Below are 26,046 nucleotides of genomic sequence, written 5' to 3'. Positions count from 1 at the left end.
ATTTTTTCAGGTTTTATAAGCTATTACGGACAATAGCTAAATACTACCTACTCCAAACGAAAAAAAAATTAAAAAAACTTAAACAACAATAAACTTACGATAACGAGGTGAGATTGATAAAAGGGTAATTCTTCCTTAAGAAGACCATTCGCCTTTGTAATATGGTTATTTATAGTGGATTTAGAAATTCGCAGCATCTCTGCTATCTCGGCATAGCTTTTTCCTTCTAGTTTAAAAAGAATGAATACACGTTGACATTGGGGAGGGAGTTTAGCGATAGCCTGCATCAATTGTTCTTGACTTTGCTTAAAAACGAGTTCCTCTTCAATATGCGCGTAGTCTTCATGATAATTTTGGATAAACATGGATCTAAATTTATCATCCAACGAAACCCTACGGAAATGGTCATATACAATATTCTGCGCAATAGAAAAAAGAAAAGAACGAAATGATCGGTTAAGATCAATCTGTTCACGTTTTTCCCAAACTTTTAAAAATAGTTCTTGCAGCACCTCTTCGGCAATATGTTTGGATCGTACCAATCGAATTATGCGACCTAAAATTCGAAGACTATAGTTGTGATAAATCGATTCAAATGCAGCATAGTCCCCCTCTTTCAAAAGCGATAGAAGATACTTCTCTTCGGAATCAAAGGGCAAGGTTGCGGTATCGGGGGACATGTAATTAGTGCTTATCGGTCATCAAGGTAACAAATCAAATATAAAAGAAAATATCAGCAAAGCAAAAAATGGCAAAAAACTACTTTCACAGCTTTTATTTTCATGGTAACGCCCTAAATAGTACGCTAAGCTTGTTAATAATGGATAGGAACACGAAGGTCTTAATGTAACAAAGAAGGACGTTGATTGTTAAACCGGAACCCTAGTCCGATCATCAAAAAATTTGGTTCATGAAAATCCTTTAGATTATATCCGATATGTAGAAACGAGCTTTTGGTAACCCCAATCTTCAGTGCAAAAGTCTGGTATGTTCCCGTAAGATCGCCTCCTTTATGTATAGCGTTTGCACCAATTCCGACCCCAATCGAAAATAGCGGCATGACATATTCAGCGCGCCCAGAGAAGCCTATCGCCATCTGGCGGTTAAGCGCAGGTTTAAAAAACTCTTGTTCCGTTCCCACAATATAATCTTCTGTATACACATTGGCACTACCATCATATATCCCATCGATAGAAACACCGGCACGGAATCGATAACCGAAGTTATACATCGGCGCAAAATATGCACCCACAACTGGATAAGCATGCGGAGAAGCAACAGGCTGTCCAAAAAAATCAACTCCTTTGCGCCGCCACGCACCGAAAAAGACCATATCATAACTGATGTGTTTAGGAAATGGGCGCAAGGCTAACAAGGACTGTCTTTGCTTTCGCAACTGTTCATCACTATTATTCACATGATATACCATCCCCACCTTAGTACCAAACATGTTGAGCCCTGCGTTCGGGAATGCAGTGTTGCCGTTTGAGAAGTGAGAGATATCTGCTCCGGCTTGTATTTCGACAGACCGACTTGCCTTCCAATTGAGCAAAAGGCCCACGTTGATATAAGCATTTAAACGGGAACCAATAACAATATTATAAGGATTTTCATACTGATCGTAAGGCTTCCATCCGGTAGACAATCCAAAATTCCATTCGTACCCCAAGGACAAACGTGGAGCCAATTTTGCAATGGGTGCCCCTTGAAAGAGATAAACCGCAACGGGGTTCCCTAATTCTTCTTTATTCCCGAAATGAAAACGTGCCACGCCGATCCCCTGATAACTATCCCCATACACCTGCCGCCCAAGGGATCCCTCCGGTAGCCTTACGGCGTATTTAAGATGACCTGTAAAAGCGTTACGAATGGGTTTACTCATAGCATTATCACCATCAAAGAAAGGTAAATTCGGAATCACCCTACTATACCGAAACTCAGCGCCTAAACTATGTACAAATCGCCCTGGTTTGAAAATCGATACTTGCGTTGAAGTATCACCTTCCATCGCAGAATCCTGTGCTATGACCGGAGATATTACATAGCAACAAAGGCAGGTGACAACTGCGGTTCTCCACACAAAAGACTGTATGTGTAAAATCACATATAGGTATACGCTCTTAAAAAACATCATTCAAAATCATACTAACAATTGGTTCCTTTTCTTTCAGCTGTATTTTAAATTCAACAGCGTATGTTACCGCACGAGCTGCGCTAATGCTTCTTCGAGCGTTTCCGCGAAATAGATCAACCGACCTTTATTACTCTCTCGAATAAAGTCTTGTAGACTCTTTGAAGAGACCTGTTTAAAATCCCCTACAATAGCGAGTTTCATCCTGTAATTAGAAAATTTTTGCAATATCTCACCGGCTACCTTTGTCTTTAGATCAAAGAAAGCATCAGCGATATGTTCCGCGTAAAGAACCATAGCATCCGCTTGATTGTAATACATATTTCCAAGCAGGTCTACAGCTTCTTCGACACTGCCTAGCAACATATTATCACTGTGTAATTCTGCAATTCGAACGCCCTGTATTATATGTTCTTTTATTTCCATTGGTCTTATCTGGTTATTTTGTCCCTCGTCTATATGTTATACACAGTCGTTAAGGAAGATAGCGCAATATAACAAAAGCTAGATGAAGCGTCAACCTCCACAGAATCAATTTAAGTTAAACATTTTTAACTATGTTTGCATCCGCAAAACAATGGACAACGGAAAAAAGACACGTGATGGCTCGATTGATGTTCTCCGGAGCATTGGTCTCCTTTGCATTGTCTTAGCCCATGTGGTACCTCCCAACTGGCTTTTTCAAATTCGTAATTTCGATGTACCATTAATGGTTTTCATATCGGGTTATCTCTATGCTGGTCGAGCAAATCAGATTCAGAGCTTTACATCGCTTTTAGACTATTTAGGGAAGCGTTTTGTTCGATTGGTTGTTCCTGTTTGGATCTTCTTGTCGTTATTTTATCTTATTCAATATTGCTTCCCATCCGTTTTTCCAATCAACTACACCCTGTTTCCAGATGTTATGCGCTCCAGCTACCTGCTGTTAGAAGGCTTCGGTTATGTATGGATTATCCGTGTTTTCCTGATGATGGCAATCTTAGGGCCATTAAGCATGGTCTATTTTAAGAAACCGATTTCTATCTTATACTACTATATCAGCTATGAAGTCGTTTATCTCCTAGTCCAACCCTACTTGGGGGATGGTATCGGAAAGCAATTCAACGAGATATTGCTCTATACGGCAGGATTTTTAGTTTTTTTCCTACTAGGAAGTACGTATACATCCCTTACAAAGAGCGCCAAAACAATATTATTCACTGTCACCATAGCGCTCACTGCACTGGGCGGGTTGTACTTCTACCTGTACGAAAACGTAGCTTTCAATATCGGATCATTTAAATATCCACCACGGCTTTTCTACATGTATTATGCCGTAGCCATTTGTCTCTTTTTATTTCATCTGAGACCTTGGCTTGCTCCATTCAACAACAGGCTTATCACCTTTATTGGTTCATCCACCATATGGATATACCTGTGGCATATCCTATTGCTCTTGATACTTCCTATTGAAAACTGGGGAATCCGTTTTCTAGTGGTCTTCATGCTTGCTAGTACGCTAACTTATGTACAGCAGTACCTTGTGGAAATGTTTATCCGCCTTTCCGGTTGCTCTTCAGCTGTCTCGAAGCAGCTCCGTATCATCTTTTGTAGTTAACTGGATAATTTCCGACTACATTCACCGAAAAAACTACCGTATTCACCGAATTGTTGCTTGAGCTCGCCTAATGCACGTAGGCCAGCGTCAGCATTCACCCTATCTTTGGAGTATACAAACAGAAACAAACATTTAAAACACTAAAAATTAAACATCATGAGCACAAAGAAAACATTCAACATGGACAGCGAAAATTTAACAAATGGCTTTCAGAAAGCATTCGATGCAATCCAACAATCAACAGTAAGAATCACCGCTAAAAGTGGTAAGGAATACATTAGTTTACCGTTACTATTTGCGATCGTTATTGGTATCATCTTCCCGGTTGCTATTATAGTCGCAGTGATTCTTACATTAACTTCTTTCATTAAGATTGCGGTGGAGCGTGAGGTGAAAGATAATGAGTCGGGTATTAAGGTTATTGGACACAAGTAATTTTTTATACAAAAACATTAAAACAAAACGAACATGATACTTATAGCGGTACTTTTCCCTTGGTTTTCCTTTTTCTTGCGCGGTCGATTTTTGTTAGGATTTATCTGCTTGATTTTGCAGATCACCTTGATCGGATGGTTGCCGGCAGCGATATGGGCCGTAGCTTCTCACCTGGATGCGAAAAACGAAAAACGATTTCGCGCAGTACAGAGCGGCTATTAAAAGAGTACACGCATAAGTCGTCTGCTATAGACCTTATTTCATGATTGGCTACCGCTAACTACCGGGCGGTAGCCGCATACCTCTAGAGAAATTCGTCTCCTCGAAAACTCCCTGTTTTCAGCCATTTTCAAAGTAAAACTTTTCTTTTTATCCATTTTTCTGTTATTTCGCTCTCATGATAAGAAGCCTTATAGCTATATTAATATGTGTATGTTCCCTGTCGGGACATGCTCAACAGGATGAACCTGCCGCGTATGCAGTGAATGAAGAGTTTAACCTTTGGAACAAAAACAAAGGAGATATGGCATATGTCTTTGCGGATGTTGCCTACATCCGCGACAATCCGGGACTCTATGGTAAGGTAATTGATTCCTTACAAGTGGGGGCACCGGTAATCATTCGCAGTGAAGGATACAACACTATGATGATCAAGGATTTTTACGCCCCTTGGCATAAAATAGAATACCTCGTTGGTTCCAGCAAAAAGGAAGGTTTTATTTGGTTAGGTTTGCTTGCTTTCAATATCAACAAGGATAACGAAGGGAATATCTGGTTGTATGGTTTCAATAAATACACGAACCGCTCCAATGATGAATCGACAGTGAATCTCTGCGAGGTTAAACTATTAGACAAAAACACTAATTTGATTGCTAAGACCTCCTACCTGGTAACTATGGGTGGGCAGACCTATACCGATGCAAAAGTATTCGGCAACATGGGATTAGAAGGAATTCGGGCCATTCACCGCGTAGGATTCCACGGTGAAGCCTGTGGCATCTCCACCGAATATTATTATATAGGCTGGACGGGAAGCGACTTTGTGCGACTGCCTGGAAAGAGCAGCGTAAGCGATGCCGGTGTTTTCTACTATAATGAAAAGCTGCTATTCCCTTCCGAACATAATCTCGATCCAACATTAATCATTAAAGACATCGAAGAAGGTGAAGTGATCGATATCGATGCCGAAGAACTGGAATACAAGATCAAGAAAAAACGCACCAAATATCTGTGGAATGGACAGGTGGCCAGCGAAATAATAGAAATGAAATAGACTACGCCTCTAGGACGGTATCCATCACAAGAACTTTACTCCAATACTTGCTGTATTTATCGGCAGCGGCCAAATGGTCGGGATGTTTCTCGTAGGTGTTGATATCGTCCATGCTTTTAAAGGTGACTACCAGGTTGTAGCTAAAGGAGTTGTCGACCACGGGCCGAGGCGTTGTGGACGCAGGCTTGCCGTATTGAAAACTACGAATGCCAGGAACCTTACGGAGGGCTTCAAAAAAATTAAGGAAATCTTTTTTGTCATCATCCGTTAGATCTTCCTTTAACCAAAAATATACAGCGTGAACAATGGTTCCAGCAGGATGCAGTCCTTCTGATTCATGTTTACTTGTTTCATTTTGGCTTGTGCAAGCACTTGCAAGAGGAGCTGCTAAACTTGCTAACGCAAGCGATTTAATAAATTGATTTCTTTGCATGGTTTAGATTGTTTACCGGAAAGATAAGTATTTTTTCTGTAAGTAGAGACAAGGCCAGCCCCTACAGTACACGACAAACTACAAGCCAATACTCCAACTAAAAGGGCGGCTCTTACTGCCGCCCTTCTTTATAAATTTGTTATGGATCAATACGCAGGAAATTGCCGTCTTTATCAAAAACAAGATCAATATCACCACGTACGAGATCGACGTCAAAACCGTGGGGCTTTTTTTCAATTCCATTAAAATCGTTATCCTTGTATTGATCGTCTACATAGGCTACGATCTTAGGTAGGATAAACCCCGTTGGAATCACTACTCCATCTTCACCATCCACTTCTATCCATTCTCCTTCTTTATTAAAATCGACTTCAATTCTGTTCGCCAGGTGTACGGAATAATTATCACGTTCTTTCTCGATGCGATTAACATTTACACCACTAAAATGTGTGGATAGAAAAGTTTTCGATAATGCCGGTAAATCTGCTTCGGAGATAACCTCATCGTCATCACATGACATGAAAACCACAGCACCAATCAATAGCGCAGAAAGTCCTAAAATTGCTTTTCTCATCTTATTATATAATTTGTTTTGTTTCTTCTTTTGTTTACCAAGACTCTGTATGGCTATCTAACATGTTAGGATCATCTTGTTCCCGTTAATCAGTGGCGAGATTCTTCCGCAGGCAGGATGACGTACCGTTTAAAAACAATTTCACCGCACTTCGACAAGCTGCGTATAACAGTCCCTCCTCTCTTATACCTTAGTCATCAATACGCAGGAACTCGCCTTTCAAGTTAAACTCGAGTTCCAATCCATTGGATATTTCAAGCTCATACTTATTTCGAGATTTTTTAATTTCCTTGATATAGGTATTAGGAAAGCTTTTATGGACATGCTGTACGATATTTGCCGGAATAATCTTGTTGGGCACAGACTTTCCTTTCATCTTAACCGCATCCCACTCACCATTCCCATCAAATTCCACCTTACTTCCATCTTTTAGATAAATACTGTATTCCTTCTTCACTACATATTCCGTAAAAAGCATGACACTGGAAATATCCGTCTGCGAAAAATGAGCTTTGAAAAACGTTTGGGCTTTTGCAGGTAGTTGCGAAAAAGGAATAACTTTCCCACGATCGTAACTATGTGCACTTGCGACAGCAACTGTAAAGACTATCAGTACAGCTGTAAGAATTTGAGATAACTTTTTCATAATATACTAAACCTGTTGTTTTAACTTATACAACAAATATGACACCCGAATTAGGAAAAAGTTGGGAAAAAATTATTTTTTAATAAAAAACATGTGTTTTTCATTGGCGTATGTATATCCCACAGAAAGAATAGGATAGCTATCCACAATAGATTTTACGATGGCCAGCCCTAGCCCTGTCGACCCTTTATCCTGTTCGCCCTTATGAAAGCGATTAAATACAATATCAGGATCCAGTGCTGGTCCTATCGCTGTATTAGTTACAGAAAATCTATCCTGTACGTGGAACACATTTATTTGTCCGCCCTCAGGCGTATACTTAATTGCGTTACGCAATAGATTTGAAATTAAAACAGTGGCTAAATATCGGTCCATTTCTATTTCGAACGTAGACTCTTCGTGCAACAAAAGTTCGATATGCTTAAAATCGAGTAAATCTTGAAATTCATCCACCAACTCTCGACTGATGTCATTAAAACTCACGCGTTCCACGTTTTTATATTGCTTATTCTCAATGCGAGACAGCATCAATAGCGATTTATTGAGATTGACCAAACGTAATAGAGACGATTTTGACTCGGCAATCTGCGTCAACTGGCTTTCATTCAGCGTTTCATCCTCCATCAATAAATCCAATTTATTAATAGTGATCGCGAGCGGGGTTTGCAATTCGTGTGCGGCGTTTTCAATAAATCGTTTCTGCTCGTCGAATAGTTCTTCATTGCGTCGCCACATGCGATCGAGCTCGGTATGGAGCTGATTAAACTCGAGCACATTCGTATCAATAGGACGTAATTTATCTTTGGTCCCAAAACGGTAGTGATTCAAGTTATCCAGAATAATCTTGAACGGACGCCACGCTCGCCCCAGAACGAATGTATTGATAAGGTATAAACTAAGAACAAGCACAGCATACAATACCATGAGCGCGGTTGTCAGATCATAGATCAGATCATCTTCTTCGACCGTTGAGGTACGAATCTCCAAATGGTAAGGTTTATGGTCTCGTCCGTAAAAACCTGTCCGTAAAACGCGATAGGGTTCCTGTTCATCGTCGTATGGCATATAAAAGAACTCCCTGCTCAATCTATTTTCTTCTGAAAACTCTTCATCTCCTTCGGCCGGACGTATACGGAATTGATTGATCCCATATTCGGAAGTTTCCAAAAGCTCGGGCTCTTCATACACCCCGCGCAAAATCTCTATCTTCTGGTTCTTCAGCCCATCGTCGACATTATCATACACCTCGTCCAAGATATACGCATAAAACAATGATGCCCAAACGGCCATTATCACCAAAAAGGCGATAATTAAGTAGCGTATCGTATAATTCTTGAGTGAAATTTTCATTTAAACCAACTTATATCCCACCCCATAAACGGCCTGTAAGTCAATACCTGCCTTTTGATCTTTCAGTTTTTTACGCAAATTTTTAACTTGCGAATAGATAAAATCGAGGCTGTCCGCCTGATCGGCATGGTCCCCCCAAACGGCTTCCGCAAGGGTTGTTTTCTGTACTAATTTTTCCGGGCGGATCATGAAGTAATAAAACAAATCGTATTCTTTTCTATTGAGAATCAATTCCTTCTTTCCAACCAACACCTTACGCTCATCAGGGAATAGAGAAACGCTTTTATAATGAATAATATTCTCACCATGTTGATTTTTACGCCGGATAATAGATTTAACTCGTGCATGGAGCTCGGCCAGGTGAAACGGCTTCGCGAGGTAATCATCAGCCCCTAGCTCTAATCCTTGCACCTTATCTTCTACGGCGTCTTTAGCCGATATAATAATCACGGAATCGCTCTTCCCCAAGGCACGTAGCTGTGCGAGGAGCTCCATACCTGAACCTCCTGGCAGCATAATATCCAGAAGAATGCAGTCATAGTCGTAATTGGAAATTTTGTCCAGACCGCTCGCATAATCAAAAGCCGTTTCGACCAAAAATTTCTCCTGTTCCAAGAAATCTTGGATAACAGCACTTAGCTCAACTTCGTCTTCAATGATTAAAATCTTCATACTTATACTTAAAGCTACAATTTTAGAAACAGATTTAGGAAAAAAATGGGAATGTTCTGTTTTAAGCGCACAAGAAACCAACTAACACCTTAATTATCAGTATTTTTTATTATATTCGTATACGATGAAAGCAGAAAAAGAGAAAAGAGGGAATATAAAAAAAACTGCCGACAAGAAAGTAAATCCTTTCAAAAAATTAGCAGATGATAAACGGCGGATTACCAAAGCCATTGATGACGGTCATGACCTATCGACTATAGAAAACATCGAGTTTGTTCGCCCGTTATAAGGTATATCGTCATAAAGACGGCAAATCTTACTTTTTCCGAACCAGATCGGGAAATACATACTTTGCATATTTTACGGCATTCGTACTCCAAGATAAATACGGATCGGAGATCAACCTACTCTCATTCGGTTTTTCCTGTCATCTGGCGGACAAAAGAAAACCACAACACTACGACCAAAGAATAAAAAACACGATTATTTCAATTATTGAAGAATATTTCACTCAAGAACCTCGCAGTGCATTGTTATTTTTCTGTACGAACCTAGACGGAAAAGCCCATCATCGTTTTTATACTTTCGACCGATGGTTTAAAGAATCCTCATTTAAGCTCGAGAAGTTCGACACACCGAAGAAAAGCGCTGAAAAAGACTTCTACGGTTCACTATTAGTCAAACCTGACAATCCTGAGAAACAGAAAATCATGGATGCCTTTTACTTTACCATTGATTTTTGGAAATTAAGTTGACATATCTTGCGCCACATATTCATGTTCTCGCACCTAGATTTAGGAAAAAAATGGGAACATAGTTAATTTTCATCGACAATCCTTTAAGTGCTATGCAAATACTATCTTTGTGATGCCTTTACACAAAGAATTATTTTATTGTCGATATAAACATTTAAACTTTTTTTACGTTCTAAGGTAAGACTATCATTTATTGAATTACATACAAAAAGTGCACAGATTTTGAATAAATTTGGACGAATAGCTTTAAAAACTATCCTGTGGATCGTAGGTTCGCTCATTGCGCTCCTACTATTGGTTATATTCCTGATCCGAATCCCTTCCGTTCAAAACTATGTTGTGAACAAAGTAACCAATTATGTGGAACAGAAAATTGGAACTCCTGTTTCCATTGGTTATGTAAACATTACCTTTCCGACCAGTGTCGTGTTGGAGAACATCTACATGGAAGACCAATCCCGTGACACCCTCCTGGCAGGCGAAAAACTAAAGGTCGATATCAGCATGTGGAAACTCCTAAACAGCACGGTGGAAGTAAAGTCTATTGCGCTCGAAGGCATTACAGCAAAAATAAACCGTACCCTTCCTGATAGTTCATTCAACTTCGATTATATTGTTAAAGCCTTTGCTTCACCTCAAAAGAAACCAAAAAAAGAAGATACATCAGCTCCGTTACGTTTCAATCTCGGAGATATAGACCTCAAGCGGGTTCATTTTGTATATAAAGATGACGTAATCGGTACCAAAGCTGATATTAACCTGCGACTCTTAGAAACAAGCATCAAGAAATTTGATCTCACAAAAAACATGGCCTTCAGCCTTCCGAAGGTAGTCATTGATGGTTTGCAGGCTGATGTTGAGCAATGGCAGACCGCTCCGGCAACAGCGGGACCTAAGGCTGAAGATTTTGGTATTGTCCAGACAAAGGCCGACGCAGCTAACGACCTCCTTCCGGATATTGATATTCGAGATCTCGATTTACGCAACATACGAGTTGGTTATAAGGATGCTGGTTCGGCTATGGATACCAAGTTCGATATTAAAACACTGCTTGCGGAACTCCATAAGATCGACCTGAACAAGGAAGTGGTAGAGGTTGGCGAAGTAATCTTGGACGGAGCCGATGCTCAGGTATTATTTGCTAAAATAGCAAAGAAAAAAACATCAACACCTAGCGCAAGCACCTCCGAAGCACCTGTTAACTGGGTCGTCTCCGCAGAAAAACTATTGGTCAATAAAACCAATGTAATCTATCGCGACGACAACCAGCCCCGCATGAAAGGATTTGATTATTTCAACATCCGCATCAGCGACCTTACCACCGATCTCGAAGACTTATACTACGCAGCTGATTCTATATCCGGGTCTTTGAAAGCTTTAGTCGCTAAAGATCGTTCTGGCTTGACAATAAAAAAACTACAGGGTGATTTTGTCTATACAGACACAGGGGCTGAGATCAAAAATCTAATTGCTCAGACACCAAATACCGTTATCCGCGATTACATTAAAGTACGCTATCCATCATTAGACGCTATTGCAAAAAATCCGGGGCTCATGGTCATTGATGCCAAAATAAAAAGATCGACCATCGACATGCGTGACATCCAATACTTTGCGCCCGACTTAGCGACAATGGAAGTTATGAAGCCTCTTATGACGCGTAGCTTTTATATCGATGGAAATGTGCGTGGACGTGTAGACAACCTCACTATTCCCCATATTGAGTTTAAAACACTAGATAAAACACATTTGATTGCCAGCATGAACATCAAAGGCTTGCCTGATGTAGACAAAATGGCTATAGATCTGAATCTAAAAAAATTAACAACCGGACGTGCAGATATAGAGCGCTTAATTGCTAAGTCGCTCCTACCCGAAAATTTTGCTCTTCCAAACTCGATCAGCCTAGCCGGAACCTTCAAGGGAGGTACAAAAGGCTTTGATGCGAACCTAAGTCTCATCACTGAAAAAGGTAATGCTTCTGTAAATGGAAACCTAAAAATGGGTCGTGACACGACTTACGATGCGTATGTCACCATTGATAATTTCGATATCGGTAGTCTTTTAAAACAAGACTCCGTCTTAGGTAACCTTTCGGCTGAAGCGCAGGTGACAGGAACCGGGATAAGCCCCAAAACCATGAATGCCCATATTGTTGGCCAACTGAATATGTTGGAAGCAATGGGATATACCTACCGCAACGTGGATCTTGATGTGCAGGCCCGCGATGGTGATATTGCCGGAAAAATCATTAGTCCGGATCCCAACGTACAGTTTAACGTTGATTTTGCCGCCGACATGCGTAATAAGTATCCGAAGATACACGCGGAAATGATGATTGATAGTATCAACCTCAAAAACCTGAAGTTGATGGACGATGATTTCCGGTATCACGGAAAGATTCTTGCTGATTTTGAGACAGCCGATATCAATCACCTGAATGGTTCCATCATTGTTTCCAATTCCTCCATCGCCTACAATAACGAACGTTTTACCCTGGATACTGTTTCATTGACCGCTAAAGCAGATACCAACAGAAATACCTTGGTACTACGCTCTGAGTTCCTGAAAGCCCACTTAGTGGGTCGATATACCTTAACGGAGCTACCGATGGCCATGCAGGATATTGTACATATGTATTATAATCCCAAAGGAACACCTCCATCAAAAATGGAGTATACCCCTCAAAACTTTGAATTTAGTGCCAGCCTAAGCAATACGCGGTTTATCCGGGATTTCTTCCCGAAGCTAGAATCCATGCAGGATATTACACTCGATGGTACGTTTAATAGTACGAATAAAAGTGTAATGGCAAAACTTCTGGCTCCCAAAGTACAGTACGATGGGATGATGTTTGAGGATATAGGGGTAGATATCACGACCTCCGATAGTACCCTTTACTATTCAGCGCTGATAGAAAAAATCAAAGTCAATAATATCGAGCTGAGCAACACCGTATTTAGTGGCAGTGTGTTCGAAAACAACATGGACTTTGGACTATGGGTGAAGGACAGTAAAGATAAAGAACGCTACCATTTAGGCGCGAAGATGCGGGTTACCGAAAGCAACTACATCCTAAGCCTCAACGAAGATGGGTTGATGTTGAACTACGATAACTGGCAGATTGACCCGACCAATGCGATTAGCTTTGGCGAGGCAGGGATATTGGCACATAACTTTAGGTTGAAAAACGATGGCCAACAACTGTTGATCCAATCGCAAGATAGTGTCATGAACTCACCGATCGACCTCACATTCAATAATTTTAGAATCGAAACATTCACTGAAATCCTCGATTCAGAAATGTTGAACCTCGGCGGTGGAATTAATGGTACGGCCACCGTCTCACGCCTCGAAGGAAGTCCTGTCTTTGTATCTGACCTTACTATAGATCGTTTTTACTTCGGTCAAGATACCATTGGTAATGTGCTCGTGAAAGTAAATAATGTAAAAGAAAACACCTTCTCGGTAGATGTTCGTGTCACTGAAAATGGAAACGATATTCAGTTGGTCGGTGATTATGTACAACCGCCAGATGGTAAGGGATCCATTGATGCGACCTTATCGCTCAGTCCGATGAAAATGTCTACAGTTCAAGCCTTCAGTATGGGATACCTTCAAAACTGTGAAGGCGACCTGAGCGGTGTCTTGAAAATAACAGGTCATCTTGACGAACCTCGGATTAACGGTAATGCCACCTTCCTGGATGCCCGGTTGAACATTGATATGTTGAATGCTGATTTATTGATGAATCAACAAACTGTCTATTTCAATGACCAAGGGATCCAATTTAAGCAATTTGAGATTAAAGATGCACGGGGAAACCTGGCGAAGTTAAACGGGACTATAAAAACGAAAACATATACAGATTTTGATTTCAATCTGAATTTAAATACCAACGATTTTGCGGCAGTAAACTCGACGCGAGAAGACAATGACTTATTCTACGGTAAACTGTATGTTACGTCCAACCTGCGCATTACCGGAAATTTGGACAAACCACGGATCGATGGTAACGTAAAGGCGAACAGCAAAACTGACTTTGTATTTATCGTACCAAATGACGACCCTGGGATTGCACAACGCGATGGCGTAGTAAAATTTGTGAACCGTAGCGATACGGCGAGATCCAACGTCTTTGCACGCTTAGACTCCATGACCACTGCTACGCATTTATCGGGCTACGATATTGCCTTGAATCTTACTACCGATCGAGACGCTAAGTTTAAGATTGTGTTAGATGAAGGAACCAAAGATGCGCTATTGATTCAAGGTATTGCAGAGCTGAATACCACAATCGATGCCAGCGATAAGATTACCATGTCGGGAACCTTTACCGTTGAAAAGGGAAAATATACCTTCTCTTTCGGTCCTATCGCCAAAGATTTTGGTTTCCAAAAGGGAAGTACCATTGTCTGGAACGGCGACCCACTTGATGCGCAACTGGATATAACGGCGCTCTATTCCAACAAATTTTCTTCCTTGGAACTCGTACAGTCACAGATAGGCTCCGAAAATCAGAACCTATACAAACAGCGAATTCCATTCGATGTGAAACTGATCCTGACAGGCGAGCTGTTTAAGCCAACCATTAATTTTGATATCGATCTGGATGAGAACAATGCTATTGCTTCTCAAGATGTCATCAGTAAAGTAAATATCGCTTTATCCAACTTACGTGAAGATCCAGCCGAATTGAATAAGCAAGTGTTCTCACTTATTGCATTAGGTAGATTCATGTCTGCTAATCCATTTGAAAGTCTTTCCGGCGGTGGCACAGAATCCATGGTACGAAGTACAGTAAGTTCTTTGTTGACCAACCAGTTGAACAATTTAGCATCCGATTTGATCAAAGGAGTTGAGCTCGACTTCAACTTACAGTCAGAGGAAGATTACCTAACGGGCAATGCGGAGACACGTACCGATTTAAATGTCGGCATTTCCAAGATGCTTTTTGATGAGCGGCTTAAGATTACAATAGGTTCCAATTTTGAGGTAGAAGGTAAAACAAGACCAGGAGAAAATCAGACGAATATTGCGGGTGATATATCACTAGAATATCAGCTCTCAAAAGATGGCCGTTATTTTGCACGGGTATATCGGAAAAATCAATACCAAGCCACGCTACAAGGGCAATTTGTAGAAACAGGTATCGGTTTTATTATTAATATGAGCTACGATCGTTTCCGAGAACTGTTTATGTCTTCGAAAGCACTCGAACAGTATTATAATACCGAAAGTCGCGGCTTCCGACGCAGGTTTAACGTGGAACGTATGGAAATGGACTCCGTTTACCGCGATAGTGTCCGCACAGTTATTCAGGATAGCCTGATGACCCACAGTCCGGAATACCGAAAAAGAAAAGAAAAGGAACGAAAAGAAGAACTAAAAAAACAACGTGAGAAAAACAATCAACCGCCTGCAAAAAGCGTGATTGATACCACACCAAAAGCCGTCAGAAATGAAGAGGAAGAAAGGAATACCAATGAAAAGTAATACACTATTCTATTTCGGAAGCCTACTTATTTTGGCATCTTTGGCCGCCTGCAGTGGTACTAAACACCTCGCGGAAGATGAATTCCTATACGACAAAGGTACCGTAACCATCCATAAAGATAGTATGGATGCCCAGCGTAAAGCAACCTTTGAAACGTATATGCAAACACTTCTGACCCCTAAACCTAATAAAAAGTTTTTGGGGCAGCGGTTCAAACTGGGGATGTACTACGCCGGTGGCGGTGCTGATACCACAAAAAATCTGGTCCGCAACTGGCTAAAAAAACGTGGTGAAGAGCCTGTTCTTTTGAGTGATGTCAATCGAGAATACAATGAGAATATCCTGCGAAACCGCATGGAGAACCTTGGTTTCTTTAATTCTTATGTCACATCGGATACCATTATAAGAGGAAAACTTGGGGAAGTAAAATACAACGCCTTTCCAGGTAACATCTATCGTATTGCCAAAATCAATTTTGAAGTAGATTCCTTAAAAGAATTGGGACGTGATATCTACAGCACACGCAATCAGTCTTTACTCCAAGTCGGGAGTAACTATAACCTCGATGTTATTATTAACGAGCGTGAGCGGATTGACAATGACCTGAAGAATAAAGGATACTATTATTTTTCACCAGACAACCTACTGGTGGAGGTGGATAGCACGATTGGCAATCATAAAGTCAATATGTATGTAACGCTAAAGCCAGAAACACCTGAAAAAGCGAAACATCCACAAAAGATCGGTAATATTTTTATTCATCCTAATTATAAGGTAACAGATGGCGGATATACGCTATCCAACCCAAAACGGTATGAATTGTACCAAAATAATTTTTACATCATCGACCGACAGAATACCTACCGCAAGAAGGTACTGGCGAACCATATTTTCTTTAAACGTGGCGATACCTACAATCGGCAGGACCACAACTTGACGATTAGTCATTTGGTCAACCTAAATGCCTTTAAGTTTGTAAAAAACAATTTTGTAGATACACCTGACTCCACGAATAGCATGGATGTCTACTATTACTTAACGCCGTTACCGAAGCGCTCGCTGCGTTTTGAGGCACTGGCTAAAACAGCTTCAGTCTACAACGGAACGGAAGGAAATGTCAACTGGACGGTACGAAACGCCTTCAAAGGGTTTGAAACAGTGAACCTCACGCTATTTGGAGGGTATGAAACACAAACCGGTGGCAATGTAAACCTAAATTCCAGCTATCTCCGCTATGGTGCGGAAGTAAGCATCACGTGGCCTCGGTTATTATCCGTATACAAATGGGCTCCTTCGCGTCGCTTTATTCCAAAAACATACACCAAAGTAGGCTATGAATTCTTGAACCGTCGAAATGCATATACCCTGAATTCGTTAACAATCAACTACGGCTACAATTGGAAGGAGCATGAACAAAAGCAACATGATCTTGCTTTGTTGGAGATTATATATGTGCAACCGCGCAATATCTCCGCGGAGTATCAAGCACAGATGGATACCGTCCCTACGCTCCGACATATTGTAGATCCGCAGTTCTCGTTTGGCCCAAATTATAGCTACACGTTTACCAATAGCATGGAAAACAAGCAGCACACCTTTTATGCTAAGGCGGGCTTAAATACGTCCGGAAATGTGCTTGGTTTAATCCAAGGAGCCAATTACAAAGACAACAAAGTGGAGACGTTGTTTGGAACCGCCTATTCGCAATTCGTAAAAGTTGAAGCCGACTTTCGTCATTACATGAAACTAACACCGAAATCTACACTGGCTTCGCGCATTATGATCGGTACAAGTTATTCGTATGGTAACTCCAAGTCTCTACCCTACCTGAAACAATATTACACGGGCGGACCAAATGGTTTACGTGCATTCCGAGCACGTTCTGTCGGACCGGGAAGTTCCATGCCAGAAAATATTGGTAAAGAAAATTTCTTTGCCGACCAAACGGGAGACTTCAAGCTGGAGCTGAATACCGAATACCGGGCACAGATTTCAGGGATGTTCCATTGGGCCTTTTTTATCGATGCGGGAAATGTGTGGTTGCAGCGAGAGGATGAAAACAAACCCGGTGGAAAGCTTACGGGTAGTTTCTTGAAAGAATTGGCTGTAGGAGCTGGTGCCGGCTTACGATTTGACTTGGATTTCTTGATTATACGTACCGATTTAGCGCTACCGATCCGCGTGCCATACCGGCCTTCGAGCGAACGTTGGGTGTTTAAGGAAATTGACTTCGGCAGTTCAACATGGCGTCATAATAATTTGATTTTCAACCTAGCAATCGGCTATCCTTTTTAATTTTTTTCTTATATTTAGCATATAGTAGTTTTTGATCTTTTAAAACGACGCGATATGAAAATCACAGTTATTGGTGCAGGCGCTGTTGGTGCTACCACAGCCGACAATCTAGTTCGAAAAAACATGGCTGAAGAGATTATCCTTTTGGATATCAAGGAGGGTGTGGCTGAAGGGAAAGCACAAGATATGATGCAAACCTCGGCTTTGCTGGGCTTTGATTCTAAAATTATAGGTGTTACAAATGATTACAGCCGTACCGCAGGCTCTGCTGTCGCTGTGATTACTTCGGGAATTCCACGCAAACCCGGAATGACGCGTGAAGAGCTGATTGGAACCAATGCGGGGATTGTGAAATCGGTCGTCGAAAACTTAGTTAAACATTCACCTGATATCATTATTTTGATCGTATCAAATCCGATGGATACGATGACCTATTTGGCACTGAAATCAAGTGGACTTCCAAAGAACCGAATTATCGGAATGGGAGGTGCTTTGGATTCTGCGCGCTTTAAATATCAGTTAGCAGATAAACTTAATGCTTCAGCGAACGACTTAAATGCAATTGTTATCGGTGGACATGGTGATACAACGATGATTCCCCTCATCCAGCATGCCACGTGGAACAGCGTTCCGGTACGGAATTTCTTAACGGAAGAGGAACAAGATGAAATCGTAAAGAAAACAATGGTGGGCGGCGCTACACTTACAGCATTGATCGGCACTTCGGCCTGGTATGCACCTGGTGCAGCAGCAGCTGCCATGGTTGAAAGCATTGTGCGGGATCAAAATCGCTTATTCACGGCATCCGTTTACTTGGAAGGTGAATACGGTGAAACAGATATCAATATTGGTGTTCCCGTCATCATAAACAAAAAAGGTTGGGACCGCATTGTACCGCTAGAGCTTTCCGACAAAGAGGCTGCCCTATTTAAAGCATCCGCAGATGCTGTTCGTGCCATGAATGCGGTGTTGGGTGATTAGTTGGACAATTGGTAGACTATAGTTTATAGTTGGTCGAAGGAAAATAAAAAAGACACAAGGTATTGTGTCTTTTTTATCTATTACCCATGCTAATTTGAGATTTTAACCCGGACTTACATAATATCTTTTATTAGAGGACACGAGCCTTCGGCTCGCACCCGTATTCCGGCGAGGTTAAAGGCGTTAAGAACCAACAGCGAAAAAGCGGAAACAAACTCAGTTTCTTGAAGAATTTTTAAAAAAAACATGCAAAAAATACCATTAGAAATACTAAATCTACAAGGTGATGGCTACCATATCTTGGTCCGCGTCGAACTATTTGGACAAGCACATAAGATGGTAGTCGATACCGGAGCTTCCAAAACTGTGCTCGACAAAACCATGCTTCTTAACATCGGCATACAGGAAGAAGAAATGTTGCACACCGATATTCTATCCACCGGTTTAGGTACAAACAGCATGCAAAGTTATAGTATTATTATTCCGGAATTGCGGATAATGCATTGGCAGACTAAGAAGTTCAATGCGGCCATACTCGACTTAAGTGCCATCAACTATGCGTACGAACAAATGGAATTCCCTCCAGTGATAGGCATTCTGGGTGGAGATATTCTCCGTCGTTTTGCAGCAAAGATTAATTACAAGGAGCTCACGCTCACTTTAAATCAGCGTGGTCTAAAACTTGAATAAAGGTCGGTGAATATGTTGACGAAGATAGCCGTAAAAGAAAATAGCAATCGCCACTCCTGCCCCACCCATAATGTATAAGGTGGTTTTAATACCTGTATACTCCGCAACGGCACCAACCAACAACGTCCCCAAAGGCGCTACGCCTTGAAACGCCATTACATAATAGCTGATGACACGGGCTCGGTAGTGTGGCATAGCATGCGTTTGTAAATAGGTATTAATAGATGAGTTCTGCATCATCATAGCAAAAGATACCATCGCCGTAAAAAGCAAGGCTGTCGGTAAAAAATGTGCATACGCCAACAACAAGAGAGACAGCCCCATTAATAGCGCGGAGAACAAGACACGATAACGTAAATTTTGTCCTGTACGTAAACGTGCCATATTGATTGCACCAATCATTGCGCCCAAACCAGCCGCACTCTCAAACCACGAGAAAGTCGCCTCATTTCCATTAAACAAATCTTTGGCAACAGCGGGTAACAACGAAGTATAGGGAATGACAAGTAAGCTAGAAAAGGCCAACACAATAATCAATGACGCGAGGTGGGGCGATCGTTTCAAGTAATTAAATCCATCCACCAGTCCCTCCAAATTACTTTCCTTCGTTAATTTAATCTCCTCTTCGACGACATTCATGAGCATCAAACAAATAATAACCGGTATAAAACTTAGAAAGTTTATGCCAAAACAGACAAATTCGCCGTAATTCGTCAGTAACACCCCGCCAATTGCTGGCCCGACCATCCGTGCCGCATTAAATACAGACGAGTTAAGTGCTATGGCATTAGGCAGATCTCTTTTATTATCCACTAAACTAACCAACAAAGATTGCCTACCTAAGACATCAAATGCATTGATTACCCCCTGAAGAAATCCCAATACAGAGAGAATCAAGACCGTCTCCCAGCCCATCCCTACAACGAGCGTCAATACGCCCGCTTGGATCATCAACGCAATCTGCGTTACAAAGACCAACCTATATTTTTTATGTTTATCTACAAAAGATCCCACAAAAGGAGATAATACAAGAGAAGGCAAAAGCGAGATAAACTGCACGAAACCAAGCCAAAATATAGAGCCCGTCATCTCATAAACCAGCCAGCTGATAGCTACACGCTGCATCCACGTACCTAAAAGCGAGATCGCTTGACCAATAAAATTCAGCTTGTAGTTCCGGTAAGAGAGGGAGCGAAATATATCCATATGGAGCTTCGTAATGTTTTGAACAAACTTATACAAGAATTGAAAATAATATAGCTATTTTTGTACCATAAATTGAAAAACACGATATTAAAATCTTTTAAATTACTATAAATCAACAATCAAAATGAAATTTTTTATTGATACAGCAAACTTAGCTCAAATCAAAGAAGCACAAGATTTAGGCGTATTGGATGGCGTAACAACCAACCCAAGTTTAATGGCTAAAGAAGGCATTAGCGGTGAAGAGAATGTACTTAACCACTACAGAGCTATCTGTGATATCGTTGATGGAGATGTAAGTGCTGAGGTTATTGCAACAGACTACGAAAATATGATCAAAGAAGGTGAAGCATTAGCTGCTTTGAATCCAAAGATTGTTGTAAAAATCCCGATGATCAAAGACGGTGTTAAAGCCATCAAATATTTCAGCAGTAAAGGTATCAAAACCAACTGTACTTTAGTATTCTCTTCTGGACAAGCGTTGTTGGCTGCAAAAGCAGGTGCAACTTACGTTTCTCCTTTTGTAGGTCGTTTAGATGATATCTCAGTTGACGGCTTAGGCTTGATTGAAGAAATCCGTCTTATCTATGATAACTATGGTTTCCAAACACAAATTTTAGCGGCTTCCGTGCGCCACAGTGCTCACCTTTTAGGATGTGCTAAAATTGGTGCAGATGTGATGACTGGTCCTTTATCTGTTATTACTGCCTTGTTAAAGCACCCATTGACAGATAGCGGTCTTGCTCAGTTCTTAGCTGATCACGCAAAAGCAGCAGGTAAATAATCAACTTACCTCATAACAAACATATAAAGCCTTTGAGTTTATTGCTCAAAGGCTTTTTTGTTTCTATCCCCTATCAAACCACCTTGAAAAATCCATCCAACCAGTAACATCCAGTGAGATGATTCCCCCAACAAACCGTCTCTCGAATCTCCAACGCACATTCACGGAATCTCCAATTCATCTTTAGAGGTGCCCCGCTTCCCCTACCATTCATGTACGGTTATCCTACTACGCATGTACGGGCTTAGTAGGACATAGGTACTGGGGGCCTACGGGAGAGGTACTAAACCCGTACATTAAGGGTATCGATCCGATACATCAACGTAGCATAACAGCCTAGTTTCCGTAAGGCAGCGACATAAAGAGTATAGAGTAGGAAGTACTTTCTACAAACGACTAACAACCAACCACGAACTACAGGCAAGCACAAACTCCCCTCCCCTTTAATTTTTCTCCATTTTAAACAAAACAAACAATAAAGAAATTATTTTGTTGTAAACGATAAAAATAAAACTCTTATGAAGAAAATAATTTACACTGCAGTCTTGTTTATAACGTTACTGCATCTTACATCATGTAATGACCTCGACATCCTTGCCCCACCAGGACCAGCGGGGATGAGTGCATACAAAGAGTGGGTAAAGGCCGTTGAAGGCGGACAGATACAATGGTCCCAAGGAACCGATTTACCAAACTTCTTTAAGTTTCTAAAAGGCGAAAAAGGAGATAAGGGAGATGATGGAAAGAGTTCATACGATATCTGGAAAGATTATATTGCCAGCGGGGCTGTCGATGATCCCCACAATCCAGGTTCAAAATGGCCTGCGGGTAAAAACACACAGGCTGATTTCTATAAATTTATGACGGGTGCTAAGGGAGATGCGGGCTTAACCCCACACGTCAACGATAAAGGAAACTGGCAAATTGGAGATAAAGATACCGGCATACCCGCTAAAGGAAAAGATGGCACCGTAATAACAATTGGCACGAATGGCAACTGGGTAATCGATGGAAAAGATAGTGGCATTTCAGCAAAAGGGAAAGATGGAAAAGATGGTACGGTAATCACGATTGGCTCAAATGGTAATTGGTTTATCGATGGCAAAGATACAGGAAGACCCTCAAAAGGAGATCCGGGACCAGCAGGACCTGCGGGCAAACCTGGTACCGTGATTACTATTGGCGGAAACGGCAATTGGTTTATTGATGGTGCAGATAGCGGTAAACCTTCTGTGGGAAAAGATGGTTCTAAAGTCACGATTGGCGGCAATGGCAACTGGCATATTGATGGCGTCGATACGGGCGTACCGACCAAAGGCAAAGACGGCGTTGACGGTAAGGACGGATCTGTTATCACAATTAACGCCATTGGCAACTGGGTAATTGACGGAGTCGATACAGGTGTAAAGGCAGAAGGTTTAAATGGAGCTCCGGGGCCAGCGGGTAAACCAGGATCGGTAATAACCATAAGCTCGACAACAGGAAACTGGGAAATTGATGGTGTAGATACGGGTAATCCTTCAAAAGGAACTGATGGAAGCAACGGAGTAGATGGCTCTAAAGTAAAAATAAATGATGCTGGAAATTGGGAAATCGATGGTACAGATACGGGACTTCCCGCACGTGGAGAGAAAGGAGATACCGGTTCACCTGGACCTGCGGGACCTGCTGGTCAGGATGGCACTGACGGTGTCAGTGCCTATTCAATGTGGGTTGAAGCCGTTAAGGATGGAGAAATATTTGACAAACAAAATAATCCATGGCCTCCTACAGAGACTGATTTAGATGATTTCTGGAAGTATTTATCTGGGGAGTCTGCACCTGGCGTTCCAATTGAGATTACCCCATTGTCATTCGTTAAAAACGCCATTGACCCTGCTGATAACACAAAAGAGATCTTTGAGTTTAACACGGAGGAGGGTGCAAAGGTAACCATAATCTATAAAGGCCAGAAATATACGCAGACAGCTGGCCCTGATGGTAAAGTATTCTTCTCACTCGTAAACGATGTCGAAAAAGATATCCCTATTCTAGCGTCAGCTAAATCAGACAATAAATTAGAGTCCAGCAATTATCTGCTCAATGTTCCAGCACGTCCTGCGGTCTTTGAGTTTGGAGAAGAGGCTGTGTTTGTCGTTAAATTTCCAGGAGTACCACCTACGATAGGAAATGGTGCTGTCGAACATCCGAACTTCCCAGGAATGGTAGTTGGAACCTATGAGGTCACCCGACCAGACTATATTACGGCAAATTTTGACCCTGGCATTACATCAGAGATCTACATACCTACACGTAGAAAATGTACAAGACATTGTTGTTTTAGGAGGGGCATATTTGTCATACCAAATTCAGGCCGTAAAAGCCGATGACGTGCCTGCCGAGGTTCTTAATTTATATGGGGCAGATGATTATATAAAAGTGTTCCCTCCAGGAAATGCAACTGAAAAAGGCAAATACACGACCACCATACAGTTTGTCAGCAAAAGCAAAAAATTGAGCTTTGCAAAACTATACATAGAAAGGAAATAGTAACGGTAAAAGACGATGAAAAAGACAACCACAATATTCGCTATATCGCTCTTTTCGTATGTTTCGACGCAAGCGCAAACCGGGACATTTGACACGGGTAGCAGGCAGGAATACAAGAAATCGACCGAGATTGGTCTCGGCGTAGATTTCCAATTCCTTAGCCGAATTAATTTTCAGAACTACGCCTCTTCCGCAGAGGGCGACCGCTATAAACTGAAGTTGCGGGATATGATGTTTGGCGGCAATATATACCTTGCCCGCGAGCTGAATCCTTGGTTTTATATTGACCTCCAAGGAACCTTGGGGGCCGTAAAGACCTTTGATGAGAACGATATCGGCAAGGAAAAAAACAAAATGTTCGCCATGGTTGGCCCGGGAATACAGTTTCGGTTGACACCACTATTTAAACGTAAATATGTGGAACCTTACTTCCGCGTAGGGGTCAACTACTACCATAAGGACTTCTATATTATCCGCCAAAATCAGCTGGAGAATTTTGAAGGTAACTTCTTGGAATGGCAGCATAGCGACCAATTCAATAAGAACACGGACACCAAGAAGAACTTCTTCCCGATGACCTTTGGTTTCGGGGTAAACAGTTGGTTCAACGACCGCGTCGGATTTGGGGTTCAGGGCAAGTATCTGACCACATTCAGCAGTAAACGCCTCAATTTCCCGCATGCCACAGCACGTATTATGCTGCGCTTCGGTAGCAGCAAAGCGAGTACACGGTCAGTTGATCCGGGAGCCCCAGAGATCCGTTACGTAGAAAAAATCGTAACCAAGGAAGTGCCTGTAGAGATCGTCAAAGAGGTTATTGTAGAGAAACTCGTAGGCACAGAGGGTGATCCATTATTCTTGTTATTCTCGAATATCAACTTTGATTTCGATAAGAGCACCATCACACAAGAGTCAAACAAAGTACTGGACGATGCCACTGTTATCTTAAAGAAAATGCCGAACTACAAGTTCTTAATTACCGGGTTTACAGATAGCCGCGGAGCTGTTGATTACAACCAGACACTCTCTCAAGATCGAGCCGCTGCTGTCAAGTCTGCACTTATTGCACGAGGGGTTTCGGCAAGCATGTTGAAGAGCAGAGGGGTCGGCAAGAATGCCGCTAGCCTACCTCCAACGGAAACCGCAACAGCGCGTGAAGGCGACCGTAAGGTAACCATTGAGTATATTAAAAACATGGAGTATTGGAATAAATTACCGTAAGGCGTAGTGTAGATCTGAAGAAGACTGCCTCCTAAAAAGGCAGTCTTTTTTGTATGTAAAAAGGTGTACCTCTCTCTGTGGCATGACGGCTAGAGGGGGGTAGAAATGTTATAATTAGTACGATCATTAGCCCCATTTTGTACTTACTCGCTATACAATAATTCACATAATTACTCCCTCCCTCGTCATCCTGAGCGAGGCACGAGGAGGGATCTAAAGAAAATATTTAGACGTAGTAAATCCTATTTTAGGGTATTTACCTATAGGATTTAAAGATACCTCCTACCGTCGGCATGACGAATAGAGGTGTTCAGAAGTGTTAAAATTAGTACCATAATGAGCCCATTTTGTACTTGCTTGCTATAGAATTATTCACAGAATTACTCCCTCTCTCGTCATCCCGAGCGAGGCACGTGGAGGGATCTAAAGACAATAATTAGACTAATTTACAAAAGAATTCTCCACTAAAAAGACACAAACACCGAAGGGTTCAGCGCAGTTAAATCTTGTGTCTACAAAGCCATTTTCTACTAAGCCCCACCAACTACAAACAATCAACGACTAACTAAATCCCCTACTTATTTTCATTAAAAAACGTCATTACAAGGAGCGCAGCGACGAGACAATCTCACAGAAACCGGACTATTTGACAGGAGTAAAAACAGGTATACCCAAGCGGATATTCGTGCAATGGGTCCAGTAAAACAAGTAAAAAAACATGAGCCCATCCATCCAGAAACAACCCCGAACCGCATCATAAGAAAATGTCAAAACAAGGGAGTACAAGAGCTGTCCAAAGCACTACAACTCCTCGATCTCAGAAGAAACGCACACAAAATATTTTATAGTTTTTTATAAATAACACCAGCATTGCTTTCGTCAAGATAACGATTTCCCGAGCACATTTTGAACCAAAAGAACGTCAGCTGCGTCCTTGCTAGAACCGCCATAACCTACCACTTGAAATGCCCAAAACC

22 protein-coding genes are annotated in these 26,046 nt (G+C 41.6%); 13 read left to right on the top strand and 9 right to left on the bottom strand.

The features are described from left to right. Positions 1 to 68 precede the first annotated feature (68 nt). The 3 genes from E2P86_RS05340 to E2P86_RS05330 form a co-directional block, all read right to left on the bottom strand. Positions 69 to 680 carry an RNA polymerase sigma factor gene (locus E2P86_RS05340; protein WP_085473857.1) on the bottom strand — a complete coding sequence of 204 codons (612 nt, stop codon included), beginning with the start codon at positions 678 to 680 and terminating at the stop codon, positions 69 to 71. A gap of 161 nt (positions 681 to 841) precedes the next feature. Continuing rightward, the gene (locus E2P86_RS05335) at positions 842 to 2,080 is read right to left on the bottom strand and encodes an acyloxyacyl hydrolase (protein ID WP_159451862.1); all 1,239 of its coding nucleotides are present in this window, start codon (positions 2,078 to 2,080) and stop codon (positions 842 to 844) included. Positions 2,081 to 2,197: 117 nt separating this feature from the next. Next, complete coding sequence (locus E2P86_RS05330; RefSeq protein WP_134431305.1) at positions 2,198 to 2,557, bottom strand: DUF4180 domain-containing protein; 360 nt, start codon at positions 2,555 to 2,557, stop codon at positions 2,198 to 2,200. A 151-nt stretch (positions 2,558 to 2,708) separates the two neighbouring features. Between E2P86_RS05330 and E2P86_RS05325 the strand changes: the two genes are divergently transcribed. The 4 genes from E2P86_RS05325 to E2P86_RS05310 all read left to right on the top strand — a co-directional run bounded on the left by E2P86_RS05325 (position 2,709) and on the right by E2P86_RS05310 (position 5,436). Continuing rightward, positions 2,709 to 3,728 (top strand): acyltransferase family protein, encoded by a 1,020-nt coding sequence (locus E2P86_RS05325; protein ID WP_166785145.1) that lies wholly within the window; start codon positions 2,709 to 2,711, stop codon positions 3,726 to 3,728. A 156-nt stretch (positions 3,729 to 3,884) separates the two neighbouring features. After that, positions 3,885 to 4,163: a hypothetical protein gene (locus tag E2P86_RS05320; protein WP_134431299.1), complete on the top strand. Its 279-nt coding sequence runs from the start codon at positions 3,885 to 3,887 to the stop codon at positions 4,161 to 4,163. Between the two features lie 33 nt (positions 4,164 to 4,196). After that, positions 4,197 to 4,385, top strand: coding sequence for a YqaE/Pmp3 family membrane protein (locus tag E2P86_RS05315; protein ID WP_134431296.1), 189 nt, complete (start codon positions 4,197 to 4,199; stop codon positions 4,383 to 4,385). Between the two features lie 175 nt (positions 4,386 to 4,560). Further along, positions 4,561 to 5,436 carry a hypothetical protein gene (locus E2P86_RS05310; protein ID WP_134431293.1) on the top strand — a complete coding sequence of 292 codons (876 nt, stop codon included), beginning with the start codon at positions 4,561 to 4,563 and terminating at the stop codon, positions 5,434 to 5,436. A gap of 1 nt (position 5,437) precedes the next feature. Here the strand turns inward: E2P86_RS05310 and E2P86_RS05305 are convergent, their stop codons facing one another. The 5 genes from E2P86_RS05305 to E2P86_RS05285 all read right to left on the bottom strand — a co-directional run bounded on the left by E2P86_RS05305 (position 5,438) and on the right by E2P86_RS05285 (position 9,111). Beyond that, positions 5,438 to 5,869 carry a Dabb family protein gene (locus E2P86_RS05305; protein ID WP_134431290.1) on the bottom strand — a complete coding sequence of 144 codons (432 nt, stop codon included), beginning with the start codon at positions 5,867 to 5,869 and terminating at the stop codon, positions 5,438 to 5,440. Positions 5,870 to 6,008: 139 nt separating this feature from the next. Then, positions 6,009 to 6,443 (bottom strand): PepSY-like domain-containing protein, encoded by a 435-nt coding sequence (locus E2P86_RS05300; protein WP_134431288.1) that lies wholly within the window; start codon positions 6,441 to 6,443, stop codon positions 6,009 to 6,011. A 190-nt stretch (positions 6,444 to 6,633) separates the two neighbouring features. Continuing rightward, the gene (locus E2P86_RS05295; RefSeq protein WP_085473849.1) at positions 6,634 to 7,089 is read right to left on the bottom strand and encodes a PepSY-like domain-containing protein; all 456 of its coding nucleotides are present in this window, start codon (positions 7,087 to 7,089) and stop codon (positions 6,634 to 6,636) included. A gap of 72 nt (positions 7,090 to 7,161) precedes the next feature. After that, complete coding sequence (locus E2P86_RS05290; protein WP_134431285.1) at positions 7,162 to 8,439, bottom strand: sensor histidine kinase; 1,278 nt, start codon at positions 8,437 to 8,439, stop codon at positions 7,162 to 7,164. Next, positions 8,440 to 9,111, bottom strand: a complete 672-nt coding sequence (locus tag E2P86_RS05285) for a response regulator transcription factor (RefSeq protein ID WP_134431282.1) — start codon at positions 9,109 to 9,111, stop codon at positions 8,440 to 8,442. A 124-nt stretch (positions 9,112 to 9,235) separates the two neighbouring features. Between E2P86_RS05285 and E2P86_RS18110 the strand changes: the two genes are divergently transcribed. The 6 genes from E2P86_RS18110 to E2P86_RS05265 all read left to right on the top strand — a co-directional run bounded on the left by E2P86_RS18110 (position 9,236) and on the right by E2P86_RS05265 (position 19,329). Further along, on the top strand, positions 9,236 to 9,400 hold the full coding sequence (locus E2P86_RS18110) for a hypothetical protein (RefSeq protein ID WP_159451860.1): 165 nt from the start codon (positions 9,236 to 9,238) through the stop codon (positions 9,398 to 9,400). Further along, complete coding sequence (locus E2P86_RS18370) at positions 9,384 to 9,866, top strand: DUF6169 family protein (RefSeq protein ID WP_085473846.1); 483 nt, start codon at positions 9,384 to 9,386, stop codon at positions 9,864 to 9,866. Before E2P86_RS18110 ends, E2P86_RS18370 begins: the two co-directional genes overlap by 17 nt. A gap of 222 nt (positions 9,867 to 10,088) precedes the next feature. Next, positions 10,089 to 15,362 carry a translocation/assembly module TamB domain-containing protein gene (locus E2P86_RS05280; RefSeq protein ID WP_134431279.1) on the top strand — a complete coding sequence of 1,758 codons (5,274 nt, stop codon included), beginning with the start codon at positions 10,089 to 10,091 and terminating at the stop codon, positions 15,360 to 15,362. Then, positions 15,328 to 17,658, top strand: coding sequence for a translocation and assembly module lipoprotein TamL (gene tamL, locus E2P86_RS05275; protein ID WP_134431276.1), 2,331 nt, complete (start codon positions 15,328 to 15,330; stop codon positions 17,656 to 17,658). The genes E2P86_RS05280 and tamL overlap by 35 nt, the downstream gene beginning before the upstream one ends. Positions 17,659 to 17,712: 54 nt before the next feature. Then, positions 17,713 to 18,639, top strand: a complete 927-nt coding sequence (locus E2P86_RS05270; protein ID WP_085473843.1) for a malate dehydrogenase — start codon at positions 17,713 to 17,715, stop codon at positions 18,637 to 18,639. A 246-nt stretch (positions 18,640 to 18,885) separates the two neighbouring features. Next, the gene (locus E2P86_RS05265; RefSeq protein ID WP_134431273.1) at positions 18,886 to 19,329 is read left to right on the top strand and encodes a retropepsin-like aspartic protease; all 444 of its coding nucleotides are present in this window, start codon (positions 18,886 to 18,888) and stop codon (positions 19,327 to 19,329) included. Here E2P86_RS05265 and E2P86_RS05260 read toward each other — a convergent pair. Further along, positions 19,315 to 20,535, bottom strand: a complete 1,221-nt coding sequence (locus E2P86_RS05260) for an MFS transporter (RefSeq protein ID WP_134431270.1) — start codon at positions 20,533 to 20,535, stop codon at positions 19,315 to 19,317. The genes E2P86_RS05265 and E2P86_RS05260 overlap by 15 nt on opposite strands. A 124-nt stretch (positions 20,536 to 20,659) precedes the next feature. Here E2P86_RS05260 and fsa point away from each other — a divergent pair, with 124 nt between their 5' ends. From fsa to E2P86_RS05245, 3 genes are all read left to right on the top strand, one after another. Then, a complete protein-coding gene (fsa, locus tag E2P86_RS05255; RefSeq protein WP_085473840.1) occupies positions 20,660 to 21,319 on the top strand; it encodes a fructose-6-phosphate aldolase in 660 nt (219 codons plus the stop codon). Between the two features lie 518 nt (positions 21,320 to 21,837). Continuing rightward, positions 21,838 to 23,688 carry a collagen-like domain-containing protein gene (locus E2P86_RS05250; RefSeq protein WP_134431267.1) on the top strand — a complete coding sequence of 617 codons (1,851 nt, stop codon included), beginning with the start codon at positions 21,838 to 21,840 and terminating at the stop codon, positions 23,686 to 23,688. A gap of 175 nt (positions 23,689 to 23,863) precedes the next feature. After that, positions 23,864 to 25,069 (top strand): OmpA family protein, encoded by a 1,206-nt coding sequence (locus tag E2P86_RS05245; protein WP_134431264.1) that lies wholly within the window; start codon positions 23,864 to 23,866, stop codon positions 25,067 to 25,069. The last annotated feature ends 977 nt before the right edge of the window (positions 25,070 to 26,046 follow it).

It is taken from the genome of Sphingobacterium psychroaquaticum (genome assembly GCF_004421025.1).
In the GTDB taxonomy this organism is placed as follows: Bacteria; Bacteroidota; Bacteroidia; order Sphingobacteriales; family Sphingobacteriaceae; genus Sphingobacterium; species Sphingobacterium psychroaquaticum.
This window is presented reverse-complemented; position numbering and strand designations above follow the sequence as displayed.